The organism is Mesorhizobium sp. B3-1-6, assembly GCF_006439555.1.
Lineage (GTDB): Bacteria > Pseudomonadota > Alphaproteobacteria > Rhizobiales > Rhizobiaceae > Mesorhizobium.
Map to the genome: position 1 here is coordinate 112,002 of NZ_VFTM01000018.1, position 22,336 is coordinate 134,337.

General features: G+C 65.5%; 19 protein-coding genes. 8 read left to right on the top strand and 11 right to left on the bottom strand.

Going from position 1 to position 22,336, the window contains the following annotated elements:
• Positions 1 to 247: 247 nt before the first annotated feature.
• From FJ414_RS17635 to FJ414_RS17645, 3 genes are all read right to left on the bottom strand, one after another.
• Positions 248 to 1,009, bottom strand: coding sequence for an SDR family NAD(P)-dependent oxidoreductase (locus FJ414_RS17635; protein WP_140645633.1), 762 nt, complete (start codon positions 1,007 to 1,009; stop codon positions 248 to 250).
• 68 nt (positions 1,010 to 1,077) lie between these two features.
• The gene (locus tag FJ414_RS17640) at positions 1,078 to 1,848 is read right to left on the bottom strand and encodes an SDR family oxidoreductase (RefSeq protein ID WP_140645634.1); all 771 of its coding nucleotides are present in this window, start codon (positions 1,846 to 1,848) and stop codon (positions 1,078 to 1,080) included.
• Between the two features lie 95 nt (positions 1,849 to 1,943).
• Positions 1,944 to 2,777 (bottom strand): GNAT family N-acetyltransferase, encoded by an 834-nt coding sequence (locus FJ414_RS17645; protein WP_140645635.1) that lies wholly within the window; start codon positions 2,775 to 2,777, stop codon positions 1,944 to 1,946.
• 341 nt (positions 2,778 to 3,118) lie between these two features.
• On the opposite strand from FJ414_RS17645, the gene FJ414_RS17650 reads away from it, so the two are divergent.
• Complete coding sequence (locus FJ414_RS17650; protein WP_140645636.1) at positions 3,119 to 3,985, top strand: hypothetical protein; 867 nt, start codon at positions 3,119 to 3,121, stop codon at positions 3,983 to 3,985.
• 84 nt (positions 3,986 to 4,069) lie between these two features.
• Positions 4,070 to 4,963, top strand: a complete 894-nt coding sequence (locus FJ414_RS17655) for a hypothetical protein (RefSeq protein WP_140645637.1) — start codon at positions 4,070 to 4,072, stop codon at positions 4,961 to 4,963.
• 6 nt (positions 4,964 to 4,969) lie between these two features.
• On the opposite strand, the gene FJ414_RS17660 is transcribed toward FJ414_RS17655, so the two are convergent.
• Entirely contained in the window at positions 4,970 to 6,172 is a 1,203-nt protein-coding gene (locus FJ414_RS17660; RefSeq protein ID WP_140645638.1) for an ROK family transcriptional regulator, read from the bottom strand.
• 222 nt (positions 6,173 to 6,394) lie between these two features.
• Here FJ414_RS17660 and FJ414_RS17665 point away from each other — a divergent pair, with 222 nt between their 5' ends.
• The 6 genes from FJ414_RS17665 to ugpC all read left to right on the top strand — a co-directional run bounded on the left by FJ414_RS17665 (position 6,395) and on the right by ugpC (position 12,470).
• Positions 6,395 to 7,633, top strand: a complete 1,239-nt coding sequence (locus tag FJ414_RS17665) for an extracellular solute-binding protein (protein WP_140645639.1) — start codon at positions 6,395 to 6,397, stop codon at positions 7,631 to 7,633.
• An 87-nt stretch (positions 7,634 to 7,720) separates the two neighbouring features.
• Complete coding sequence (locus FJ414_RS17670; RefSeq protein ID WP_140645640.1) at positions 7,721 to 8,605, top strand: sugar ABC transporter permease; 885 nt, start codon at positions 7,721 to 7,723, stop codon at positions 8,603 to 8,605.
• Positions 8,605 to 9,450, top strand: coding sequence for a carbohydrate ABC transporter permease (locus FJ414_RS17675; protein ID WP_140645641.1), 846 nt, complete (start codon positions 8,605 to 8,607; stop codon positions 9,448 to 9,450). Before FJ414_RS17670 ends, FJ414_RS17675 begins: the two co-directional genes overlap by 1 nt.
• 2 nt (positions 9,451 to 9,452) lie before the next feature.
• On the top strand, positions 9,453 to 10,469 hold the full coding sequence (locus FJ414_RS17680; RefSeq protein ID WP_140645642.1) for an aminotransferase: 1,017 nt from the start codon (positions 9,453 to 9,455) through the stop codon (positions 10,467 to 10,469).
• Positions 10,469 to 11,407 (top strand): PfkB family carbohydrate kinase, encoded by a 939-nt coding sequence (locus tag FJ414_RS17685; protein ID WP_140645643.1) that lies wholly within the window; start codon positions 10,469 to 10,471, stop codon positions 11,405 to 11,407. Before FJ414_RS17680 ends, FJ414_RS17685 begins: the two co-directional genes overlap by 1 nt.
• A complete protein-coding gene (gene ugpC / locus FJ414_RS17690) occupies positions 11,394 to 12,470 on the top strand; it encodes a sn-glycerol-3-phosphate ABC transporter ATP-binding protein UgpC (protein WP_140645644.1) in 1,077 nt (358 codons plus the stop codon). The genes FJ414_RS17685 and ugpC overlap by 14 nt, the downstream gene beginning before the upstream one ends.
• A gap of 85 nt (positions 12,471 to 12,555) precedes the next feature.
• Here ugpC and FJ414_RS17695 read toward each other — a convergent pair whose 3' ends face one another.
• The 7 genes from FJ414_RS17695 to FJ414_RS17725 all read right to left on the bottom strand — a co-directional run.
• The gene (locus tag FJ414_RS17695) at positions 12,556 to 14,070 is read right to left on the bottom strand and encodes an aldehyde dehydrogenase family protein (protein WP_140645645.1); all 1,515 of its coding nucleotides are present in this window, start codon (positions 14,068 to 14,070) and stop codon (positions 12,556 to 12,558) included.
• 329 nt (positions 14,071 to 14,399) lie between these two features.
• On the bottom strand, positions 14,400 to 15,674 hold the full coding sequence (locus FJ414_RS17700) for an RNA polymerase sigma factor (protein WP_140645646.1): 1,275 nt from the start codon (positions 15,672 to 15,674) through the stop codon (positions 14,400 to 14,402).
• Positions 15,671 to 16,045, bottom strand: coding sequence for a YciI family protein (locus tag FJ414_RS17705; RefSeq protein ID WP_140645647.1), 375 nt, complete (start codon positions 16,043 to 16,045; stop codon positions 15,671 to 15,673). Before FJ414_RS17705 ends, FJ414_RS17700 begins: the two co-directional genes overlap by 4 nt.
• Positions 16,046 to 16,155: 110 nt before the next feature.
• On the bottom strand, positions 16,156 to 17,247 hold the full coding sequence (locus FJ414_RS17710) for a DNA topoisomerase IB (protein ID WP_140645648.1): 1,092 nt from the start codon (positions 17,245 to 17,247) through the stop codon (positions 16,156 to 16,158).
• Between the two features lie 90 nt (positions 17,248 to 17,337).
• Positions 17,338 to 18,213, bottom strand: coding sequence for a transglutaminase family protein (locus tag FJ414_RS17715; protein WP_140645649.1), 876 nt, complete (start codon positions 18,211 to 18,213; stop codon positions 17,338 to 17,340).
• A 100-nt stretch (positions 18,214 to 18,313) separates the two neighbouring features.
• A complete protein-coding gene (locus FJ414_RS17720) occupies positions 18,314 to 20,725 on the bottom strand; it encodes a circularly permuted type 2 ATP-grasp protein (RefSeq protein WP_140645650.1) in 2,412 nt (803 codons plus the stop codon).
• A 6-nt stretch (positions 20,726 to 20,731) separates the two neighbouring features.
• Positions 20,732 to 22,336, bottom strand: a 1,605-nt coding sequence (locus tag FJ414_RS17725) for a transglutaminase family protein (RefSeq protein WP_181181646.1), incomplete at its 5' end; no start/stop codon positions are given.

The window sequence follows — 22,336 nt, forward strand, 5'->3', positions numbered from 1 at the left end:
GGGCTCCACGTTCGGAAACCCGGCAAGCCCGGTCAATTCATCAAGCCTATCTGTCCACCCCAAGGGGCGTACTCCAGATCGAGGGTCAGTTTTGGAAGCCGTTTGACAAATAGCCGCGCAATGTGGTCACGGCGGTCTTCGCTCAGCCTGAGCAGCGAAGCCGGAACTGGTAGCCCAATGAGTGGGGGGAAAGGCGGTAGCGCTCTCCCGCTACCATTTCCCTACATTTTGGCTTTCGCGCACGCGGTCAGCCCTTGCGTTCCTGCAGGATGTTGCCGCCGTCCACGACGAGAACGGTGCCGTTGACATAACTGGCTGCGTCGGATGCCAGGAACAGCACGGCGGCCGCGACTTCCGCGGGGCTGCCGGCGCGGCCTAGCGGCGTGTTCCGGGCAGCGACAAGTTCCTCCGGCGTCGAGGCGCCCGTCGCAACCCACCCCGGCGCCACGGCATTGACGGTGACGCCGCTGCGGCCGACCTCCAGGGCAAGCGCATGCGTCAGGCCGACCATGCCGGCCTTGGCAGCGGAATAGGCGGCCTCGCCTTCATTGGATACGTAAGGCCCCGTCACCGAGGCCATGTTGACGACGCGCCCATGGCCGCGCTGCACCATGCCGGCCAGAAATCCGCGCGTGCTCAAAAAGGCGGTTTTCAGGCTGACATCGATGCCGCGGTCCCATTCGCTTTCGCTGAGATCGAGAAACCGCCGCTGCAACGCCGGCTGGGCGACGGTGCCCATCCCGGCATTGTTGACGAGGATGTCGATTTCGCCGGTTTCGGCACGTAACCGCTCGACATCGCCGGAGAGCGTCAGGTCGGCCATGAAAGCGCGGACATCGAGCCCCTCCCCTCGTAGTTCCGCCGCTCGTTGCTCGACGCGTTTGGACGAAGCGGTGATGGTGACCGAAACACCTGCCTCGCACAACGCACGCGCGATCGCGATACCGATGCCGTCGGCGGCGCCCGCGCCGGTCACCAGCGCCTTGCGGGATTTGCGAAACACGACCATTTGCCCTCCAGAGTGCAGATGCCGACATAGCGGCGCGGCCAATCACACCCGCGATGAACCGCAACGGTTCAATAACCGGCGGTGACGCCGAAATCGATCGAAAGCGCGGCCCCGGTGATCGGCGCCGCGCCCGGCTGGCAAAGATAGTGGATGAAGGAAGCAATCTCCTCCACCTGGATGAACCTTGCTCTGTCCCCTTGCGGATAGTGCCCGAGAAGCCGGCGCTTGTAGCCGTCGGGGTCGTCTGCGCCATAGGTTTTGGCCTGATATTCGATCATCGGCGTTGCCGTGTCGCCGGGGCAGACGGCATTGACCCTGATGCCTTGCGGAGCGAGCTCCAGGGCAAGAGCCTTGGTCAAAAGCACCAGCCCGCCCTTCGAGGCGCAATAGACGGCCGCCCCATTGTTGCCGACGATGCCGGCGTCGGAGGCAATGTTGACGATCACGCCTTGCGCGGCCGACAGATGCGGAATGGCGGCCGAGATCAGGAAGAACGCGCCCTTGAGATTGACGTCCAGCACCAGGTCCCACTGCTCCTCCTCGACCTCGCTTGCCGGCCCCTCGAGCCAGACGCCGGCGGCGTTGACGAGGATGTCGATGGCGCCGCCCCATTCCCTGGCCTTGCCCACCACCTCGCGGCAGGCGGCGACGGAGCGGATGTCGAGCGGCAAACCGATTGCGTCCGCCCCGGTCGCGGCAATCTTCGCAACGGCGGCGTCGAGCTTGGGGCCGGCAAGATCGGCGAGCGCGATCCGCTCGCCGTCAGCGGCGAAGCGCAGCCCGGTCGCCAGACCCATTCCCCCGGCGCCGCCGGCGATGAGGACCGTCCTGCCAGCCATTCGATAACCTCCACGCAACGCAGCCCGGCAAAGGCAACCACGTCATTGGGCCATGTCGCATGGACCAGTCAGGCAAAACAATGATCTCAGCGCGATCATCCCAGTTCGAGCGTCGTGACGCCGAAAACCGTCGAGGGGGCGTTGCCGGGCTTGCCGCCCTTGTACATGCGTGTCGTCGTAAAGCCCGGAACCAAGTCGGCGGCTTGAAGCATGGCGGTGAATTGAACCTGGCCGGCCGGCACGTCGATATGCAATTCCTCGCCGGCGGTTGCGTTCGAGAGGTCCGCCAGCATCGCCAGGGCGAGCTCCGTCCGGTCGGCGAACAGCGGCCCGACCTTGAAACCCTCCCGGCATCGGCGCGCCACGCCGTAACCGGCGATGGCGTCGGATCCGGCTGAGAGCAGCGCAATCCGCGGCTGCCGCAGCCACTCGCCAAGGAAGGCCTCGCGCGGCGCCGGGAAGCACTGGCGATCGTAGGCGAACATCTCGGCCATGTCGGCAACCGTCACCGGCCGCATGTCGCCACCACCGGGCAAGCCGGCGGGGCGGCCGCTGTGGCGGACGGTCTCATAGGCTGGCACGAAGCCCATGCGCTGGTAGTTGGCCCGCTGCTCGGCCACCCCGTCGAGACCGATGATGCGGTTGCCGAGGCGCGCCATGCCCGCGTCCCAGACCGCTTTGCCATGGCCTTCTCCACGCCGGTCGGGCCGGCATATGTAGAGGCCGATGAAGCCGAAGCCCGAGCCGTATGCGACAGCCGAAATGCCGGCCACCATCTCGCCGCCGACAAAGGCGCCGATGAATCCATCCGGATCGGCCGCCCGAAACGCCGTGGCATCGTCTATGCCCGGATTCCAGCCCTCCCTCGCCGCCCAGTCGACAAGCGTTTCCACTTCGCTGGCGGTCAGGGTCCGGATTGTTCTCGGCATCGTTTCACTCTGCGGCATGGGCTGCGCCATGGCCGGCCATCAACCGTCACGATAGGCCGCCGGCCGCGGGCTGCAAAGGCCGCGCGGATTATCGACCGACGCCAGCCGCCCCCCCGCGGTCCCGATGGCGTGGAACCTGTGCCTGCTTGGCGGGACTCGTCGATACAACGCAGGGCCGCGGCCCGGCTATTGTCGGGACGGCTTTCCCGAACCGGTGCAAAGAGTTAGCAAGGAATGCACCACTTATTCGATCGTTGTTCCAATAGGCAACTGGACACAATCGGCGAAGACTGGGAATCTTCATTTGTCGTTGCTTGGAATCGCATGGAGTGCCGCAGGAAATGCCGCTGAGTGCCGCAGAGATCGCCCGTCATCCAGCAGCGCTTCGCGGTGTCCAGGAACAGGCCAAGGCGCTCATCCATATTTACGAAACGAGCCCGCGGCTGGCCGCCGTGTTTGCCACCCAGCAGCGCTGGCTGCTCGGCCATGTCGGCTTGGCGCTGCATTTCCGGCGCGATCCCGAAGACCGCCGCACCGAAATGACGATGGCACGTTTCATCGAGGTCATACGCCGCAATTCGGTGGCCAGCCGCAACACCGCCGAGGCGTTCGTCAAGGAGATGCTGCACTACGACATCGCCGAATATATTTCGGCCAGCGGCGATGGCCGCGCCCACCCCATGCGGGTCACGGCGGGCACCATCGAGACCTTCACCGGCTGGATTTACGCGCATCTGACGACGCTCGACCGCATAGACGGCGGAACCCGGCTGGCGACCTTCCTCGAGCGACCCGAAATGCTGCCTGTCTTGCAGCCGCTGATCGCCGACGGATTGCTCGCCAGCGACGGCGTGCGGGAGCCCGGACAGACTTTTTCGTTATTTATCTGGCTGAATAACGGCGGTATCGTCATGGACTGGCTGATGTGCGGCATCGATCCGGAGGACGTCCATCTCGACAAGATACCGACCGGCGTCATCTCGGTCAGCGAATTCGCGCACTGGCTGAAGCTCTCACGCACGCATCTGGCGCGCAAACTCCATGATGCCGAGGCGCTCGGCAGCATCGGCTGGGTCGGCCAGCGCGGTCATTCCGTGATGTGGGTTTCGAGGGCTTTCTTCGACGAGTACATGGCCGTCCAGGCAGCCAAGCTCGCCGTCGTCGACGAGGCCTTCGAAGCCTGTATTTCAGCTCCGCAAGGCCGCTGACAGCCGGAGATCGGCGCAACTCGCGCAAAACCGGCCCGCATGCTGGCAGGCGCCAGCCAAAACTGCTATCCGCAACTTGCGAGCATGACAGCATCTTTGGGTGGAAGCTGGGAGGGTGCGTTGACCTATGAAGACATTGCCGGTCACCCGGCATTGCCCGCTTGCGTGCGCGCGCAAGCCATGGCGATGCAGCAGGCCTATCAAGGAAACCCGCGAGCCTCCTCGGTCTTCGCCACCCAGCAACGCTGGCTGATGGCGCATATCGGTCTTGCCCTGCATTTCCGCCGGGATCCCAGCGACTATCGAAAGGAACTGACCGCGGCGCGTTTTGCCGACGTCACCGTTCAGCATGCGGTGGCAAGCCGAAACACGGCTCATGCCTTCATCAAGGAAATGCAGCACTATAATTTCCTGGAGGCCGGGCCGACGGCCGATGACGGCCGCATTCGCCCCCTGCAACTGCCCGCCATGACCCTGGAGCCGTTGATCGGCTGGATTCATATGCATCTGAACACGCTTGATGCCCTTGACGACGGGAACCGGCTGGAAACGTTCCAGGCAAGGCCGCAGATGCTTGCCAAGCTGCAGCCGCTGATCGCGGACGGCCTGATCTCCTCCGTGCCGGTGCGCGAGCCGCAACAGACTTTCTCGCTGTTCACCTGGCTCAACAATGGCGGCGTCGTCATGGACTGGCTGATCTCCGGCGTCGACCCGCGGAATGCCGGCCAGGAGCGCATCCCGACCGGCGTGCTGTCGATCGCCGACTTCGCCAGATGGCTGAAGCTGTCGCGCACCCACCTTGCGCGCAAATTACGCGACGCCGAGGCGCTCGGCAGCGTCGGCTGGCTTGGCCAGCGCGGCCATTCCGTCATGTGGATCTCGAACGAATTCTACGGCGAATACCTCACCGCGCAGGCGGTCAAGCTCGCCATCATCGACGCGGCTTTCGCCGCCACCGCGACGCAAAGGATGGGTTGACCGCTTCTATCCGGCCTTCAGGATGGCGGAAAAACGCGGATCGAAGGCCCGGCTGATCGGCTCTGCCGCGGCGCCCACCGCGATCGCCCAGGGATCGGTGGTGCCGAGTTGCAGTCGAGGCAGGCGCCGGACGGGACGATCCGCGATCGACGGCAGCAGCGGATGCATGGCTTGAAGCAGGAGCCGGGCCAGCGCCTCGGGCGCGCTGCTGGTGAGGATGACGGTTTGCGGATCGAAGATCGTCTCGATCAGATGCACGCTCCAGCGCAGGTCGGACGCGGCTTTCTCGACCCAGCCCATGACCCGCGGATCCCGCGCAAGCGCCAGCGCGCCGAGCGTCTCGTAGAGACCCCTCTCGGTGGGGTCGAGGCCGAGATGCTGGTAGAGCGAGGCCAGCGATGCACGGTGTTCGAGCGGCGTGGAACCGGGGCCGGCCGGCGCAAGCAACGCCATGCCGATCTCGCCCGCATTGCCGTTGCCGCCGCTATAGAGTTCGCCGTTGAGAATCAGCCCGGCGGCTATGCCGTAACCGACATAAAGGCAGACGGCGTGATCGACGCCATGCGCCGCGCCGACGATCCGCTCCGCAGTCGCGCAGGCCGCCGCGTCGTTCTGCAGGCCGACATTGAGCCCAGTGCCGGCCGCAAGCGCCTGCACCAGGGGAAATTGCTGCCAGGCCGGCATCATCCATTTGTTGTCGGGGTTCTTCAGCCCGAACGGTCCGGGCATGGCGACGCCCAACCCGACCAGCCGCCGCTCGGACTGGGCAAACAAGGAAGCCAGCTCGCGCCTGACGCGGTCGACGAGGCCGAGGATGATCTTGACGCCCGCCGAAGGCTCGTCGAGCGGCAGCCCCGCCTCGGCGCGCGCGATCACCTTGCCGACGAGGTCGACCACCACGACGCGCGTCAAATGCCGGTCGATCTGCAGCCCGATGGCGAAGGCTCCCTCGGGAACCAGCCGGTAGGGCGTGAAGGGCTGCCCCCTGCCCTTGCGCACCGCATCCAGCGCGACAACCAGCCCGTCGCGCTCGAGATCCTCGATGATGTTGGAAACCGCCTGCTTGGTAAGCTGCGTCGCCCGCGCCAGGTCGGCGCGCGAAAGCGCGCCGTTGAGCCGCAGCGCCTCGATCATGACGCGGCGGTTATGCGCGCTGGTACCCTCCTGGTTGGTGCCGCTTTTGGCACGGATCGGGCTGATGTCGTGCACCGCGTTTCCCCTCTTGACTCCATTAAAGGATTGATCGACTAATTAAGTCAAGCGAATTGACTTAATGGGTGAGACCCCTGGGGCTCTACAAAAAGACGGCAAAAGCTTTTGGGCTCCGCCGCAGGCCGTTGGGGACGGATCCGGTCAGACGCGATGCGAATTTGGGGAAGCGGCGCAGTCCTGGCCGCCCACTCGCAGTTGTCGAAAATGGGAGAAAGACAAATGCTGAAATCGATCGGTAAGACATTTCTGGGCGCGGTGTTCGTCGGCGGACTGCTCGTCCCGCACGCCTTTGCTGAAACCACCTTGAACGCGCTCTTCATGGCGCAGGCCGCCTACAGCGAGGCCGACGTGCGCTCGATGACGGAGGCCTTCACCAAGGCCAATCCGGACATCAAGGTCAATCTCGAATTCGTCCCCTATGAAGGCCTGCACGACAAGACCGTGCTCGCCCAAGGATCCGGCGGCGGCTACGACGTGGTGCTGTTCGACGTCATCTGGCCGGCCGAATATGCGACCAACAAGGTGCTGGTCGACGTGTCGTCGAAGATCACCGACGACATGAAGAAGGGCGTGCTGCCCGGCGCCTGGACCACCGTCCAGTATGACGGCAAGTACTATGGCATGCCGTGGATCCTCGACACCAAGTATTTGTTCTACAATAAGGAAATCCTCGAAAAGGCCGGCATCAAGGCGCCACCGAAGACCTGGGAAGAGCTCGGCCAGCAGGCCAAGATCATCCAGGACAAGGGCCTGCTGAAGACGCCGATCGCCTGGAGCTGGTCGCAGGCCGAAGCCGCCGTTTGTGACTACACCACGCTGGTCAGCGCCTATGGCGGCGACTTCCTCAAGGACGGCAAGCCCGATTTCCAGAACGGCGGCGGCCTATCGGCGCTGAAATACATGGTCGACAGCTACAAGTCGGGCCTGACCAATCCGAATTCGAAGGAATTCCTGGAAGAAGACGTCCGCAAGGTGTTCGAGAACGGCGATGCCGCCTTCGCGCTGAACTGGACCTACATGTACAACATGGCCAACGATCCGAAGGACTCCAAGGTCGCGGGCAAGGTCGGCGTGGTGCCGGCGCCGGGCGTTGCCGGCACCAGCGAGGTCTCGGCCGTCAATGGCTCGATGGGCCTTGGCATCACCGCGGTGTCGAAGCACCCGGACGAAGCCTGGAAATACATCGAGTTCATGACCTCGCAGGCGACGCAGAACCAGTATGCCAAGCTCTCGCTGCCGATCTGGGCCTCGTCCTATGACGATCCGGCCGTCACCAAGGGCCAGGAAGAACTGATCGCCGCCGCCAAGCTTGGTCTCGCCGCGATGTATCCGCGCCCGACCACGCCGAAATATCAGCAGCTGTCGACGGCACTGCAGCAGGCGATCCAGGAATCGCTGCTCGGCCAGACGGCGCCAGAAGACGCGCTCAAGACTGCTGCCGAAAACAGCGGCCTCTGATCTGGCGTTCCCCGACGGGCGGGCGGCCTCATACATGAGCGCCGCCCGTGCTATTTCTGACTGGATGAAGGAAGAGAGGCGCCTCCCATGTCAGGCACCTGGATGACGACTCGCGCGTGGCTGTTGATGCTGCCGCTTCTGGTGATCATGGTCGCCGTCATCGGCTGGCCGTTGGTCGATACGGTCAGGCTCTCCTTCACCGACGCCCAGCTGGTCGGCACGGCTGGCAATTACGTCGGCTTCGACAATTACACCAAGATGCTGACGAGCTCGAACTTCAGCCGCACGCTGGTCACAACCACCTGGTTTGCGGTCATCTCGGTCGCCGCCGAGATGGTGATCGGCGTGCTTGCCGCTCTTCTGCTCAATCAGGAATTCCGTGGCCGCGCGGTCTTGCGCGGGCTGATGATCCTGCCATGGGCGCTGCCCACCGTAGTCAACGCGACGCTCTGGCGGCTGATCTACAATCCCGAATATGGCGCGCTGAATGCGGCGCTGACGCAACTCCATCTCCTCGATGACTATCGCTCGTGGCTGGGTGAGCCCGGCACGGCGCTCGCGGCGCTGATTGTCGCCGACTGCTGGAAGAATTTTCCTCTTGTCGCGCTGATCGCGCTCGCCGCCCTGCAAGCGGTGCCGCGCGACATCACCGCAGCGGCGCTTGTCGATGGCGCCGGCCCGTTCAACCGCTTTCGTTTCGTCATCCTGCCCTATCTCGCCGGTCCGCTGATGGTGGCGCTGGTGCTGCGCACCATCGAGGCCTTCAAGGTCTTCGACATCATCTGGGTCATGACCCGCGGCGGCCCGGCCAACAGCACCCGCTCGCTGTCGATCCTCGTCTATCAGGAGGCCTTCTCCTTCCAGCGCGCCGGCTCCGGCGCATCGCTGGCGCTGATCGTCACCTTGCTCGTCACCGTGCTCGCCGTCGCCTATGCGACGCTGGTCAGGAAGACCGCGGGGAGTGCCGCCTGATGGAACGCAAGAGCCCGGTCTTCACCGCTTTCATCTATGTCTGCGCGATCCTGCTCGCCGCCGTGATCCTGGCGCCGCTTGCCTGGCTCTTCGTCATGAGCATATCGCCGGCGGCCGATCTTGCCGCCAAGCCGCTGCGCTGGTGGCCGCAGGCGGCCGACTTCTCCCGTTACGCGCAGCTCCTGTCGACCGCCGAAAACAGCGCCGGCGCCGCCTTCACCGCTTCGCTGCGCAACAGCCTGGAAGTCGCCGGCATGGCGACGCTTGCCGCTATCGTCCTTGCCGTGCCGGCCGGCTGGGCTGTCTCACGCACGCCTTCGGTAGGCTGGTCGCTGTCGATGGTGATCGCCACCTATATGCTGCCGCCGGTGGCGCTCTCCGTGCCGCTTTATATGGGCTTGTCCTACCTCGGCCTGCTCAACAACGTCTTCGGCCTGGCGCTGATCTATCTGACGATCCTCGCGCCCTTCACCACCTGGCTGATGAAATCGGGTTTCGATTCCATCCCGCGCGAGATCGAGGCCGCGGCGATGATCGACGGGGCCGGGCTGCTCCAGACGTGGCGCATCATCACCTTGCCGCTGGCGGCGCCTGTCGTGGCGACATCGGCGCTGTTTGCCGTGCTGCTTGCCTGGGACGAGTTCTTCTATGCCCTGCTCTTCACCTCGGACCAGCGGGCAAAGACCCTGACGGTCGCCATCGCCGATCTCGCCGGCGGCCGCGTTTCCGACTACGGACTGATCGCCACCGCCGGCGTGCTCGCGGCCTTGCCGCCGGTGCTGATCGGCCTCGTCATGCAACGCGCGCTGATCTCGGGCCTCACCAGCGGCGGAGTGAAAGGATAATCATGACTGCAGAGAAGAAACGCCCGGCAGGGCTTGTCGCAATCGACCGCGAAATGGCGCGTCAGCGTGGGGATGCGCTTGCCTCGTTTGAGAGCAATCGAAAGGCCGCCGCCGAGGTCGCCGCGTCGATCAGGAAGAACGGCAGGCTCGTCCTGCTCGGCATGGGCGCCTCGCATGCCGTCGCGCGCGCCGTCGAGCCGCTCTATCGCGCGCATGGCATCGATGCCATCGCCATGCCGCTCTCGGAGCAACTCGGCCAGCCGTTGCCGCTTACAGGCCGGACCGTGCTCGTCACGTCGCAATCCGGTGAAAGCGCCGAAGTCCTGCGCTGGTTCACCGAAACGGATCTGCAGGCTGACACCTTCGGCCTGACGCTGGAGGCCGGTTCCTTCCTCGGCCGTACGGTGCCTTGCCTCGTCGGCGCCGGCGGCACCGAGCTTGCCTTTGCCGCGACCCGCAGCCTGACCGTGACCTTCGCCCTGCACCTCGCCATTCTCGCCGCGCTTGGCGAGGATCCCGCCGCCGCGCTCGCGGTGCTCAAGGCGACGGAGACGGTCGAGATCGATGCCGCGCTCGAGGCGCTGAGCACGGTCGCGACCGTCGTGACCTCCGGCCGCAGGCTGCAGGGCCTCGCCGAGGCGCTGGGGCTCGGCCTGACCGAATTGTCGCGCCTGCCGTGCTTTTCGCTCGAAGGCGGTCAGCTTCGCCACGGACCGATGGAGATGCTCGGGCCCAAGATCGGCGTCGTCCTCTTCCGCGGCGACGACCCGACCGCGGAGCTGATCACCGCCATGGCCGTTTCGGTGGTCGAGACCGGCGCGCCGCTGATCATGTTCGACGCCTCTGGCAAGCCGCCGGTCGCAGGCGCGGTCACGTTCGCCTTCAAGCCCGCCACGGGCTTGGCGGCGATCTTTGCCATGCTGCCGGTTGCGCAACGCCTGATGATCGCCTTCGCCGATTCCCGCGTCGAGAATGCCGGAACGCCGGTGCGCACCACCAAGATTACCAGGAGCGAGTGATGCGGCCGCTCGCGGTGATCGGCAACGTCAATGTCGACCTGATCGTCGGCCCGGTCGCGCCATGGCCGAAAGCGGGCACGGAGACCGTCGTCGATCACGACGACCTGCGCGTCGGCGGCCAGGCCGGCAACACCGCGCTTGCCTGGCAGGCGCTGGGCATCGACTTCGAGATCGCCGCCAATATTGGCGACGACCAGTTCGGGCGCTGGCTGCGCGAGGCCTTCGGACGCCGCGCGCAGAATTGGCCGGTTCGTCCCGAAGGCACGACATTGTCGGTCGGCATGACCCATCCCGATGGCGAGCGCACCTTCTTCACCACGCGCGGCCACCTGCCCCGCTTCAGCCTGGCTGACGTGCTCTCCGTGCTGGACGGCAATCGGCTTGCTGGCGGCTACGCGCTACTCTGCGGCTCTTTCCTCACCGACGACCTGACGCGCGATTACGACGCTTTCTTCGACTGGGCCGAAGCGCATGGCATCGCCGTTGCGCTCGACACAGGCTGGCCGATCGACGGCTGGACGCAAGCGAACTGCACCGCCGCGCGCGGCTGGCTGTCGCGCTGCGCACTGGCCCTCTTCAACGAGGTCGAGACGACCACGCTGGCCGGCCTGGCAAGTCCATCGGAAGCCGCGCGCAAGATCCGCGACGGGATGCGGGACGAAGCGACGGTCGTCGTCAAGCGCGGGCCGGACGGCGCGATCGCCATCGGCGCCGACGGCGAGCTCATTCAAGTGCCGGCACCTCGAGTCGCCGTCATCGACACGATCGGCGCCGGCGATGTCTTCAACGCCGCCTTCCTGGCGGCACTGGCACAGGGGCAATCGTTGGTGAAATGCCTGTCCGCCGCCATCCTTGTGGCCTCGCGCGCCATTTCAACCTTGCCCCGCGATTATGGCGGGCCGATCCAGTTCGAGGATGCTGTTCATGAGCGCGCTTGAAATTCGCGATGTCCGCAAGAATTACGGCAGCGTCGAAACGCTGAAAGGCATCGACATCGGGCTCGAAAACGGCGAGTTCCTGGTGCTGCTCGGTTCGTCGGGCTGCGGCAAGTCCACTTTGCTCAACATCATCGCCGGTCTCGCCGAGGCAACCAGCGGCGATGTGCTGATCGGCGGCCGGTCGGTGCTTGGCGTGCATCCTAAGAACCGCGACATCGCCATGGTCTTCCAGTCCTACGCGCTCTATCCGAACCTCACCGTCAGCCGCAACATCGGCTTCGGCCTTGAAATGCGCAAAGTCCCCGCCGCCGAGCGCGACAAGGCGGTGCGCGAGGCGGCAAGATTGCTGCGGATCGAGAACCTGCTCGACCGCAAGCCCGGCCAGCTCTCCGGCGGCCAGCGCCAGCGCGTCGCCATCGGCCGCGCTTTGGTGCGCAAGCCGCAGGTCTTCCTATTCGACGAGCCGCTCTCCAATCTTGACGCCAAGCTGCGGCTGGAAATGCGCACCGAACTGAAGCGCCTGCATGAGATGCTGCGCACCACGGTCGTCTACGTCACCCATGACCAGATCGAGGCGATGACGCTGGCGACCCGCATCGCCGTCATGCGCGACGGCCGCATCGAACAGCTGGGCACGCCGGAAGAAATCTACAACCACCCGGCGACGCTCTATGTCGCGGGCTTCGTCGGCGCGCCGTCGATGAACATGCTGGAAGCGACCGTCGAGGACGGCAAGCTGGCGATTGCAGGCACCGATGCGCGGCTGGCGATTCCGGCTCGCTACGCCGAGGCGGCCCGCAACAGTGCATCAGTTGTGGTCGGCATCAGGCCGGAAGCGCTCCGCCTTGGACCGGGCAGCGGCGCCGAACTGTCGCTGCCGGTGGAGATCGACGTCGTCGAACTGACCGGCCCCGAACAGGTCACCACCGCCCGGGTCGGCGCGCAAAGGCTGACGGCGACCTTGCCGCCGCAAGCCCGTGTCGCCAAGGGCCAGCCATGCGCGTTCGTCTTCGATGCGGACGCGCTCCGCCTCTTCGATCCGGCCACCGGCAAGGCTTTCTGACCAATCGCCCGCCTTCCGCCTGCATGGCCTGATCGATAGGCGGGCCGGGTCAGCTCGCGGGTGAGGGCTGACCCGTCGCTCGTCCTCAATCGATGTCGAACGACACACCCTGCGCCAGCGGCAGCGCCTTGGAGAAGTTCACCGTGTTGGTGGCGCGGCGCATATAGGCCTTCCAGGCATCCGAGCCGCTCTCGCGGCCACCGCCCGTCTCCTTCTCGCCACCGAACGCCCCTCCGATCTCGGCGCCCGAGGTGCCGATGTTGACGTTGGCGATGCCGCAGTCAGAGCCGTCGACCCCCAGGAAGCGCTCCGATTCCTGCAGGTCGCGCGTGAAGATCGACGACGACAGGCCGGCGCCGACCGCATTGTGCTGCTCCAGCGCCTCGTCGAAATCGGAATATTTCATCACATAGAGGATCGGCGCGAAGGTTTCTTCCGTCACCGGCGAAACCTGCTTCGGCATCTCGACCAGTGCCGGATGCACGTAATAGGCGTCCGGATGGCCGTTCTCGACACGCGTGCCGCCGGTCACCTTGCCGCCATGCGCCTCAGCTTCCTCCAACGCCTTCTGCATGTTGTCGAAGGCGGCCTTGTCGATCAGCGGGCCGACCAGCGCCTTGCCTTCCAGCGGATTGCCGACCGAGACGGACTGATAGGCCTTCTTCAGCCGCGGCAAGAGCGCGTCATAGACGCTGTCATGCACGAACAGCCGTCTGAGCGTCGTGCAGCGCTGGCCGGCCGTGCCCATGGCGCCGAAGGCGATGGCGCGCAGCGCCATGTCGAGATCGGCGGTGGGCGTCACGATGCCGGCATTGTTGCCGCCGAGCTCCAGCACGGCACGGGCAAAACGCTTGGCCAGCCTGGGGCCGACCTCCCGGCCCATGCGCGTCGAGCCGGTAGCCGAGACCAGCGGCACCTTGGGATGGTCGACCAGCACCTCGCCGGCGACGCGGTCGCCGATCAGCACCTGCAGCAGCCCTGCCGGCGCATCCTTGCCGAAACGCTTGACGGCGCGCTTGAAGATCGCCTCGCAGGCAAGTGCGGTCAGCGGCGTCTTTTCCGACGGCTTCCACACCACCGCATCGCCGCAGACGAAGGCAAGGACTGCATTCCACGACCACACCGCGACCGGGAAGTTGAAGGCAGAGATCACGCCGACGACGCCGAGCGGATGCCAGGTCTCCATCATGCGGTGTCCGGGACGCTCGGTGGCGATCGTCAGGCCATAGAGCTGGCGCGAAAGGCCTACGGCGAAGTCGCAGATGTCGATCATTTCCTGCACTTCGCCGAGACCCTCGGACGGGATCTTGCCGACCTCGATCGACACCAGGCGGCCGAGTTCGTCCTTATGCGCGCGCAACTCCTCGCCGAGCAGACGCACCAGTTCGCCCCGCTTCGGCCCCGGCACCAGCCGCCAGTCCTGGAAGGCCTTGTGCGCGGCATCGATGGCCTTGCCGGCATCGGCGGCCGAAATCGACTTCAGCGCCGCGATCTGTTCGCCCGTCACTGGGCTGCGCACAACAAGGTCGCCGCCCGAAAGCGCATCCTTGGCAACGCCGAGTTTCTCAAGAAGTGCGGCCGTTTCCTTCGCTAACGTCATTTCTGTCCCTTTCAGGTTCCGCCTCTCATGGGCAGGAATGGAGCCATGCGCCATCTCTTGGACGTGCGGTCGGGCACGGTCCGGGCGCTTTGATGGCGTGGCATTACTCGTTTCAGGGAAAAACCGCCACCCCGGCATGGTCCAAGGCCGGAGCGCGGAATTGGGCCAGACAGCAAACCACGGCCAAGGCGTGTTGTGGATTCAGGTCAGGCCGAGCCGGAATCAAAGACGGGCGCTGCCGCGCCACTCACGAGCGCTTCGGCCGGCGAAGTCCGGAAGCGCAGGAACGCGGCATTTGCAGACCGGCATCACCTGAAACTCAATACGCCTCAGTGCGCCTTCTGGACCGAAGGCCTCTGGCTGCTTTCCTTGATCAGCCGGTCGATATGCATGCGGATATGCGCCGCCTCGGCGGCGGTATTGGCCAAAGCGATGGCGCGGTCGAAGGCAACGCGCGCCTCCTCGTTGCGGCCAAGCTGCATCAGCAGCCCGCCTCTGAGGCCGAAGAAATGGAAATAGCCCGAGAGCCGCTCTTCCAGCGGCTCGATCATGGCAAGCGCAGCGCCCGGACCTTTCACTTTGCTGACCGCAACCGCGCGGTTCAGCGTCACAACGGGCGAAGGCTGCATCTGCTCCAGCAGACCGTAGAGCAGGTCGATCTCGGTCCAGTCTGTATCTTCCGCCGTCGCCGCCCGCGCATGCAGCGCCGCGATCGCCGCCTGAACCTGGTAGGGGCCAGGCTTGCGGTGGCGCAGCGCCTTGTCGACCAGCGCCAGGCCCTCGTCGATCATCTTGCGGCTCCATAGCGAGCGGTCCTGGTCCTCGAGCAGGACGATCTCGCCATTCTCATCGAAACGCGCCGGCGCCCGCGCGTGCTGCAGCAGAAGCAGCGCGGTCAGCCCCATGATCTCCGGCTCGGCCTGGAAGAGCCTGAGCAGCAGACGGGCAAGCCGGATCGCCTCCTCGCACAGCGGCGCGCGGGCCGGCGCCTCGCCGCCATTGGTCGAATAGCCTTCGTTGAAGATCAGATAGACCATCGCGGCGACAGCGGCGAGCCGCTCCGAGCGCTCGACCGCGCCCGGCGTTTCGAACGGCACGCCGGCGTCGGCGATGCGCGCCTTGGCGCGGGTGATGCGCTGTTCCATGGCGCTCTCGCCGACGAGGAAGGCGCGCGCGATCTGCTTGACGGTAAGGCCGGAGACGATGCGCAGCGCCACCGCGATCTGCTGCGTCGCCGGCAGATCCGGATGGCAGCAGATGAACAGAAGCCGCAGGATATCGTCGCGGTAATGCGCGCCGTCGAGCCGCTCGGCGATGTCGCTCTCGGCGTCCTCCAGATCGGAGACCTGGTCTTCTTCCGGCATCGGCGCCTGCTTGGCGCGCTTGCGCACGGCGTCGATGCCGCTGTTGCGGCCGACAAAGATCAGCCAGGCGACGGGATCGCGCGGCGGCCCGTTCTTCGGCCAGTTCTTGAGTGCCCTCAGGCAAGCATCCTGGAAAGCCTCTTCCGCGGCGTCGAGGTCGCGGAAGTAGCGCAGCAGCGCGCCCATCGCCTGCGGACGGGCGTTGCCGATCGCCGTGCTTATCCAGGCAAGGTCAGTCATACCGCTACCTTTGTCGGATTGAAGATCGAAACCGGCCGGATCTCGTAGGAGCCGCCGCTCGGATTGACCTCGGAGAGCTCGCGCGCGAATGCGACCGCTTCGTCGAGATCGTTGCATTCGAGCGTGTAGAAGCCGAGGAACTGTTCCTTGGTTTCGGCGAACGGGCCGTCCAGCACGACCGCCTCGCCCCTGACCTTTCTCAGTGTGGTCGCCGCGGTCGTCGGCAAAAGGCGCGCCACGGGTCCGAGCCGGCCCGCCTTGGCGTATTTGTCCTGCACGTTGAGGAGCTTTGCCATGACCTCGTCGTCCTGTTCCTTGCTCCAGGAGCAGACGACGTCTTCGGAAGCGTAGCAGAGGATGGCGTAGAGCATGGTGCGTCCTTTCCGTATCAAAGGACGCGACACTAGGACCCTTCCCGACACGAGGTCGATAAAAAAATTTATCGAAGGATCACGGACTTGGCTGCCTTCGCGCCTGCCTGTCAGGCGCCGCGCGCCTGCAGCCATCTGAGCACCAGCGTTTCTTCCTCGTCGAGGCCGGATATCCGGCGTTTGCGCTTGTTGGCCCCGGCCATTTCGTCAAGCAAGCTCCCTTTGCTCCATGCCTCGAACACCAGCGGATGGATGTAGCATTTGCGGCAGACGGCACGGGTATTGCCCAACCGCTCGGCGACCTTGTCGACGACACTGTTGATCATCCGTTTTTGCTGCGTCTTGCTTTCCGGCAGCTCGGTCCCGGCAAACAGCGACGCCGCATGGATCGTGCCGCCCCAGGTGCGGAAATGCTTTGAGCTGAAATCGGCGCCGGATGCCTCGCGAATGTAGCGGTTGACGTCCTCCGAGCGCACCGGCGACCGGTCGCCATGCTCATCGAGATATTGGAACAGTTTCTGCCCGGGCAGGTCCTGGGCCCCGCGCACGATCTTGGCGATGCGGCGATCGACCAGCTTCAGCTTCCATTCCTTGCCCGACTTGCCCTTGAAGGCGAAGCGCAGGCTGGAGCCCGTGATCTCGACATGGCGGTCGCGCAGCGTGGTCAGCCCGAAACTCTTGTTGTCCCGCGCATAGGCGGCGTTGCCGATGCGAATAAGGGTGTTGTCGAGCAACCAGACCACCGAGGCGACGACGCGCTCCATGGGCAGACCGTGGCGGCGCAGGTCCGCATCGATCTGCAGCCGCAGCGCGGGCAGGCTTTCGGCGAAGGCGACGAGGCTGGAATATTTGACGCCGTCGCGCTCCTCGGTCCATTGCGGGTGATAACGGTACTGTTTGCGGCCGCGCTGATCCCGGCCTGTCGCCTGAATATGGCCGTCCGGATCGGGCGAGATCCACACATCCGTCCAGGCCGGCGGAATGACGATCGCCTTGATGCGGGCAAGGGTCTGCGCGCTGACCGCGCGTCCGTTCGGACCGGCATAGGAAAATCCCTTGCCTTTTCTCAATCGTCGGACGCCGGGATCGGCATCGCTCACATAGCTGAGCGACGCGCGCTCGGCCGAATCTTGCGCACCGTTCCTTCGAGTTTCCTCGTTCCGCGTTGAACGGTCCGAGGACAATTGTGAATGCTGCAACATGCCGGCTCCGCGAATTATCCGTAGATAAAGCCGCTCGCCGATGACTGGTTCCGGATGCAAACGGCGGCGCGCATCATCGACGCCGTCGCGTCAGGCTGCCACCGGGATGACGTCGACCGCCTGCTCGCCGACTTGACCACCGGTCGTTTTCAAGACGCCGACGATCGGCGCCACGTCGGAATAGTCGCGGCCGTAGCCGACGGTGATATGGTCGTTGCTCGCCCGCATGCCGTTGGTCGGGTCGAACTCCTGCCAGCCGGCGTCGCGTCCGCACCAGGCCTTGACCCAGGCATGCATGGCATCCGCGCCTTCAAGCCGCGGCTTGCCCTTCGGCGGGATCGTGCGCAGGAAGCCGCTGACATAGCCGGCCGGGATGCCAAGCCCGCGCAGGCCGGCGATCATGATATGCGAGAAATCCTGACAGACGCCGCGTTTCAGCGCAAAGGCGTCGCTGGCCCGGGTCTGCACGGTCGTCGCCTTGCCGTCATAGGTGAAGTCGCGATGAATGCGGTTGCAGAGATCGGCCGCCGTGGCGACGGTTGACCCCGACAAACTGTCCCGCGCATAGGCCGTGATCGCCGCGTCGATGCCTACATGATCGCTGGCGGCGAGGAAATGATGCGGCGCGGACGGCGAGAGTGACCGCACCAGATCGAGCTCCGACCTCAGCCCGTTTATATCGGGCGAGACATCGAGACCCGGCTCGGGCCGCGAGACCGAAACGCGCGCGCTCATTCGGATGTCGAGCGTCTCATGCGCGTCGCGAAAGGCGATCGATGTGACGTTGTTGCCGAAGAAATCGGAAAAATCGGCACGTTCGGCCGGCGACGGCTGGAAGGACAGCGAGGCCGCGATCACGCGCTGCACGCCGGCGATCGTCTGCGGCATGACGCGCACCTGGTGCCGTCCGCCGCCGGCGGCGGCGGCATAGTCGTAATGCAGATGGAGTTTGATGTCGTAGTGCATTAAAGCAATTCCAGCAAAAGTGCGCAGTGGTTTTGCGTCCGGAATTGCGCAAAAACAAAGAGATAGAGCATTGGAGGCGATCCTTTTCGCTGGAAATGCTCTAACCGAAATAGCCTCTGGCGAGGCTGTTGTAGAGAGCGCCGATCTGGCCGGCCAAGTCGTCGAGCACCTTGGCGCTCATATCCGACGGCTCCATGACGGCGATTGCCGTGTTGAGCTGCAGGATTTCCTTGGCGGCGGGCGACATATGCCCTTCGCCGCCGATCGAAGGCAGCATGGCGATCTCGGCCTTCAGCCGCTCGAGCTGGAAGAGGATCGAGCGTGGGTTGAGCGGGTCGAGCGCGAGCAGGTCGATCACCGTGCGCCGCCCGGCCTGCACCGGATACTGCCGGCGATGGGTCATGACGCTGTCGCCGATCTCCAGCATCATGTCGAGCGCCCCTTCCGGCGCCCCATTCCTTGTCAGCCGGCTGAGCGTGCCGGCGATCTGGATGCCGCGCTCCAGCCTGCGGCCGATCTCCAGGAAGCGCCAGCCGGTGAAGCGGTACATGTTCTCGTGCAGCAGACCGGAAAAGCCGGCGAGCTTGCGCAGCATCACCGTCATCGCCCGCGTCGCGTCGTCTCCGGGCGCGACCGTCTCTGCGAATTTGTGGATGGTCTTCGACAGATCCTTCAGCGCCAGCCAGCCGTCGGGAGAGAAGCGGTCGCGAATCTGGCCGGCGCTGTAGACCGCGCTGTCCAAAGTGCCGATCAACCCTGGCGGTATCGCCGTTTCGGCCTCGATGCCGAACGGCTCGAGATAGTCCCTGATATCGGCGAGCAGCGGCATGTCCGGATCGGACGTCTCGGCAAGCCGCACGTGATAGGCGCGCAGCACGCGCACCGTGTCTTCGGAGCGCTCGATATAGCGCCCGAGCCAGGTCAGGTTCTCCGCCGCGCGGCTGGGCAGGCTGCCGGGCATGGTGCGGGTGAAGCCGTCATGCTCCTGCGGCAACAATGTCTCGCGCTCGACCGGCCTGTCGCTGACCACCCAGACATCGGCCGCCTGGCCGCCGCGCTGCATGGCGATCGCCGTCGGGTCGAGCGAGAAGCCGACCCGGGCGAAGCCGCCGGGCATCACCGTCCAGCCTTCCGGTGTGCGCGCCAGATAGACGCGCAGACTGGCGGGGCGCGGCTCAAGCACACCGCCGACGAACACCGGCGTGGTCGAGAGTGTCACCGCTTCCTGGCCGACAAAGCCGGCGCCGTCGGCTTCGATCCGCGCGACAAGCTCCGCCCGTTCCCCCGCCGAAAGCGCCGAACCGAGCCTGGTCGCGCCATCGTCCTCGAAGGCGAGCCGCGTCGACAGCGCCCGGCCGACCACCATATGGTCAATATTGGCAAGCACGTGGTCGCGTTCGTTCTGCTGCCCGCACCACCAAGTGGCAACGTTCGGCAACGACAGATCTTCACCTTGCAGTTCCCGCGCGATCCTGGGCAGGAAGGAAAGCAAGGCCCGCGTTTCCACTAGGCCGGAACCCAGCGCATTGACGGCCGAAAGGGAGCCGCGCCGGATCGCCTCGACCAGCCCCGGCGTGCCGATCTGCGAGTCCGGCCTGAGCTCCAACGGATCGGCGAAGGCCGCGTCGAGCCGCCGCCACAGGACGCCGATCGGCAGCAGGCCTGAAACCGTTCGCACCATCAGCCTGCCGCCGGATACGGTCAGGTCCTCGCCCTCGAGCAGCATGATGCCGAGATAGCGGGCGATATAGGCGTGCTCGTAGTAGGTTTCGTTGAGCGGTCCCGGCGTCAGGATGGCGACACGGCCGCCCGATTCCCTCGCCATGCCGTTCAGCGCATCGCGGAAACGACGGAAGAAGCCGGCCAGCCGATGCACATGCATCTCGCCATAGATATCCGACAGCGCGCGCGTGGTGGCGACGCGGTTCTCCAGCGCGAAGCCGGCGCCGGACGGCGCCTGGGCGCGATCGCCCAGCACCCACCAGCGCCCGTCCGGGCCACGGCCGAGCTCGAAGGCGACCATATGCAGGAAATGCCCGCTGGCCGGCCGGACGCCTGCGACGGGGCGCAGATATTCGGAGCTCGCCGCGATCAGCCCGGCAGGCAGGATTCCCTTCTCGATCAGCCGGTTCGGCCCATAGATGTCGGCCAGGATGGCCTCGAACAGGTCGGCGCGCTGGACGAGGCCGGCACTGATCTCGGCCCATTCCTTCTCGTCGATCAGCAGCGGGACATGCGCGAGCGGCCATTCCCGCTCATTGGCACCGGCCTGCTCATAGACGCGGTAATAGACGCCGGCGTCGCGCAGATACTGGTCGGCGCGGGCAAACCGCTGCCCAAGCCGTTCCGCGCCCAGATCGTCGAGCGCGTCGATGAAGAAGCGCCAGGCCGGACGCGGGCTACCCGACGCGTCGACCATCTCGTCGACGACGCCTTCGATCGGCCGATAGCGCTCCAGCAGGCCCTGCGCCCGCGGCCTGCCGCCTGCCCGTTTCTGATTCCCCTTGGCCATTGTCGATCAGAATCTCGCCGGCCGCCTGAGGTCAAGGGTCATGGGGAAGTCTTCAGAGGCTTCTTCGTCGCGCAGCACATAGGCGCCTGGTGTGTGGCCACGCGGCTCGAAGCGCGCAAGCCGCCGCGCTTCGGCCTCGTTGCCGTTGACCGGGAAGGTGTCGTAGCTGCGCCCGCCCGGATGCGCGACATGGTAGACACAGCCGCCGACCGCGCGGCCTGACCAGCGATCATAGATGTCGAAGACCAGCGGCGTGTTGACCGGCAGCGCCGGATGCAGGCCGGAGGCCGGCTGCCAGGCCTTGAAGCGCACGCCAGCCACCGCGACCTCGCGGTTGTCGGTGACTTTCATCGGCACGATGCGGCCGTTGCAGACGATGGCGTGGCGCTCCGGATTGAGGCCTTCAGTCCGCACCTGCAGTCGCTCGACCGAGGAGTCGACAAACCGGACAGTGCCGCCGATGGCGCCCTGCTCGCCCATCACGTGCCAGGGCTCCAGCGCCTGCCGCAATTCCAGCTTGACGCCGGCTTGGCTTACCTCGCCGCAGAACGGGAAGCGGAATTCGAGCTGGGCCGCGAACCATTCGGGGCGGAAGTCGAAGCCGTTCAGCTTCAAATCCTCCAGCACGTCGAGGAAATCCGCCCAGACATGATGCGGCAGCATGAAGCGGTCGTGCAGCGAGATGCCCCAGCGCGCGAAACGGCCGTCGAGCGGGTTCTTCCAGGCGCGCGCGATGATGGCGCGGACCAGCAATTGCTGCGCTAGCGACATGCGCGCATTGGGCGGCATCTCAAAACCGCGGAACTCGACCAGCCCCAGCCGCCCGGTAGGCCCATCCGGCGAGAACAATTTGTCGATGCAGATTTCCGAACGATGCGTGTTGCCGGTGACATCGGTCAAAAGGTTGCGGAACAGCCGGTCGACCAGCCACGGCAAAGGCGCCGCGCCCTTGTCGGGATACGGCACCTGCGCCAACGCGATTTCCAGCTCATAAAGCGAATCGTGCCGCGCTTCGTCGATGCGCGGCGCCTGGCTGGTCGGGCCGATGAACAGGCCGGAAAACAGGTAGGACAGGGACGGGTGCCGCTGCCATTGCAGCACCAGGCTCTTCAACAGGTCCGGCCGGCGCAGGAACGGGCTGTCGTTCGGCGTCGCGCCGCCGACCACGACATGGTTGCCGCCGCCGGTGCCGGTGTGGCGTCCGTCGATCATGAACTTGTCGGTGCCGAGCCGCGACTGCCGCGCCTCCTCATAGATCGCCGTGGTCGTGGCGACGCAGTCTTGCCAGTTGGCGGCCGGGTGGATGTTCACCTCGATGACGCCCGGATCGGGCGCGACGCGGATGACGTTGAGGCGCGGATCCTGCGGCGGGGCGTAACCCTCGATATGCACCGGCAGGCCGATGGTCTTGGCCGCGTTCTCGGCCGCCGCCACCAGTTCGAGATAGTCTTCCAGCGCCTCGACCGGCGGCATGAACACGCACAGCCGCCCGTCGCGCGGCTCGACCGAAAGCGCGGTGCGCACCGCGCCACCGATCTCCGTGATCTCCTGCTCGACGCGATCCTGCTGGCCGGTCGCGGCGGTGAAGGACACGGCCTGCTGGCGGCGCGC

Excerpts from the sequence above, each read along its gene's own strand:
- FJ414_RS17655 (WP_140645637.1), top strand. The coding sequence starts at position 4,070 with ATGACAGCATCTTTGGGTGGAAGCTGGGAGGGTGCGTTGACCTATGAA.
- FJ414_RS17670 (WP_140645640.1), top strand. The coding sequence starts at position 7,721 with ATGTCAGGCACCTGGATGACGACTCGCGCGTGGCTGTTGATGCTGCCG.
- FJ414_RS17705 (WP_140645647.1), bottom strand. The coding sequence starts at position 16,045 with ATGCTCTACGCCATCCTCTGCTACGCTTCCGAAGACGTCGTCTGCTCC.
- FJ414_RS17675 (WP_140645641.1), top strand. The coding sequence starts at position 8,605 with ATGGAACGCAAGAGCCCGGTCTTCACCGCTTTCATCTATGTCTGCGCG.
- FJ414_RS17640 (WP_140645634.1), bottom strand. The coding sequence starts at position 1,848 with ATGGCTGGCAGGACGGTCCTCATCGCCGGCGGCGCCGGGGGAATGGGT.
- FJ414_RS17720 (WP_140645650.1), bottom strand. The coding sequence starts at position 20,725 with ATGGCCAAGGGGAATCAGAAACGGGCAGGCGGCAGGCCGCGGGCGCAG.
- FJ414_RS17685 (WP_140645643.1), top strand. The coding sequence starts at position 10,469 with ATGCGGCCGCTCGCGGTGATCGGCAACGTCAATGTCGACCTGATCGTC.
- ugpC (WP_140645644.1), top strand. The coding sequence starts at position 11,394 with ATGAGCGCGCTTGAAATTCGCGATGTCCGCAAGAATTACGGCAGCGTC.
- FJ414_RS17665 (WP_140645639.1), top strand. The coding sequence starts at position 6,395 with ATGCTGAAATCGATCGGTAAGACATTTCTGGGCGCGGTGTTCGTCGGC.
- FJ414_RS17695 (WP_140645645.1), bottom strand. The coding sequence starts at position 14,070 with ATGACGTTAGCGAAGGAAACGGCCGCACTTCTTGAGAAACTCGGCGTT.
- FJ414_RS17715 (WP_140645649.1), bottom strand. The coding sequence starts at position 18,213 with ATGCACTACGACATCAAACTCCATCTGCATTACGACTATGCCGCCGCC.
- FJ414_RS17700 (WP_140645646.1), bottom strand. The coding sequence starts at position 15,674 with ATGACTGACCTTGCCTGGATAAGCACGGCGATCGGCAACGCCCGTCCG.
- FJ414_RS17645 (WP_140645635.1), bottom strand. The coding sequence starts at position 2,777 with ATGCCGAGAACAATCCGGACCCTGACCGCCAGCGAAGTGGAAACGCTT.
- FJ414_RS17680 (WP_140645642.1), top strand. The coding sequence starts at position 9,453 with ATGACTGCAGAGAAGAAACGCCCGGCAGGGCTTGTCGCAATCGACCGC.
- FJ414_RS17710 (WP_140645648.1), bottom strand. The coding sequence starts at position 17,247 with ATGTTGCAGCATTCACAATTGTCCTCGGACCGTTCAACGCGGAACGAG.
- FJ414_RS17650 (WP_140645636.1), top strand. The coding sequence starts at position 3,119 with ATGCCGCTGAGTGCCGCAGAGATCGCCCGTCATCCAGCAGCGCTTCGC.
- FJ414_RS17635 (WP_140645633.1), bottom strand. The coding sequence starts at position 1,009 with ATGGTCGTGTTTCGCAAATCCCGCAAGGCGCTGGTGACCGGCGCGGGC.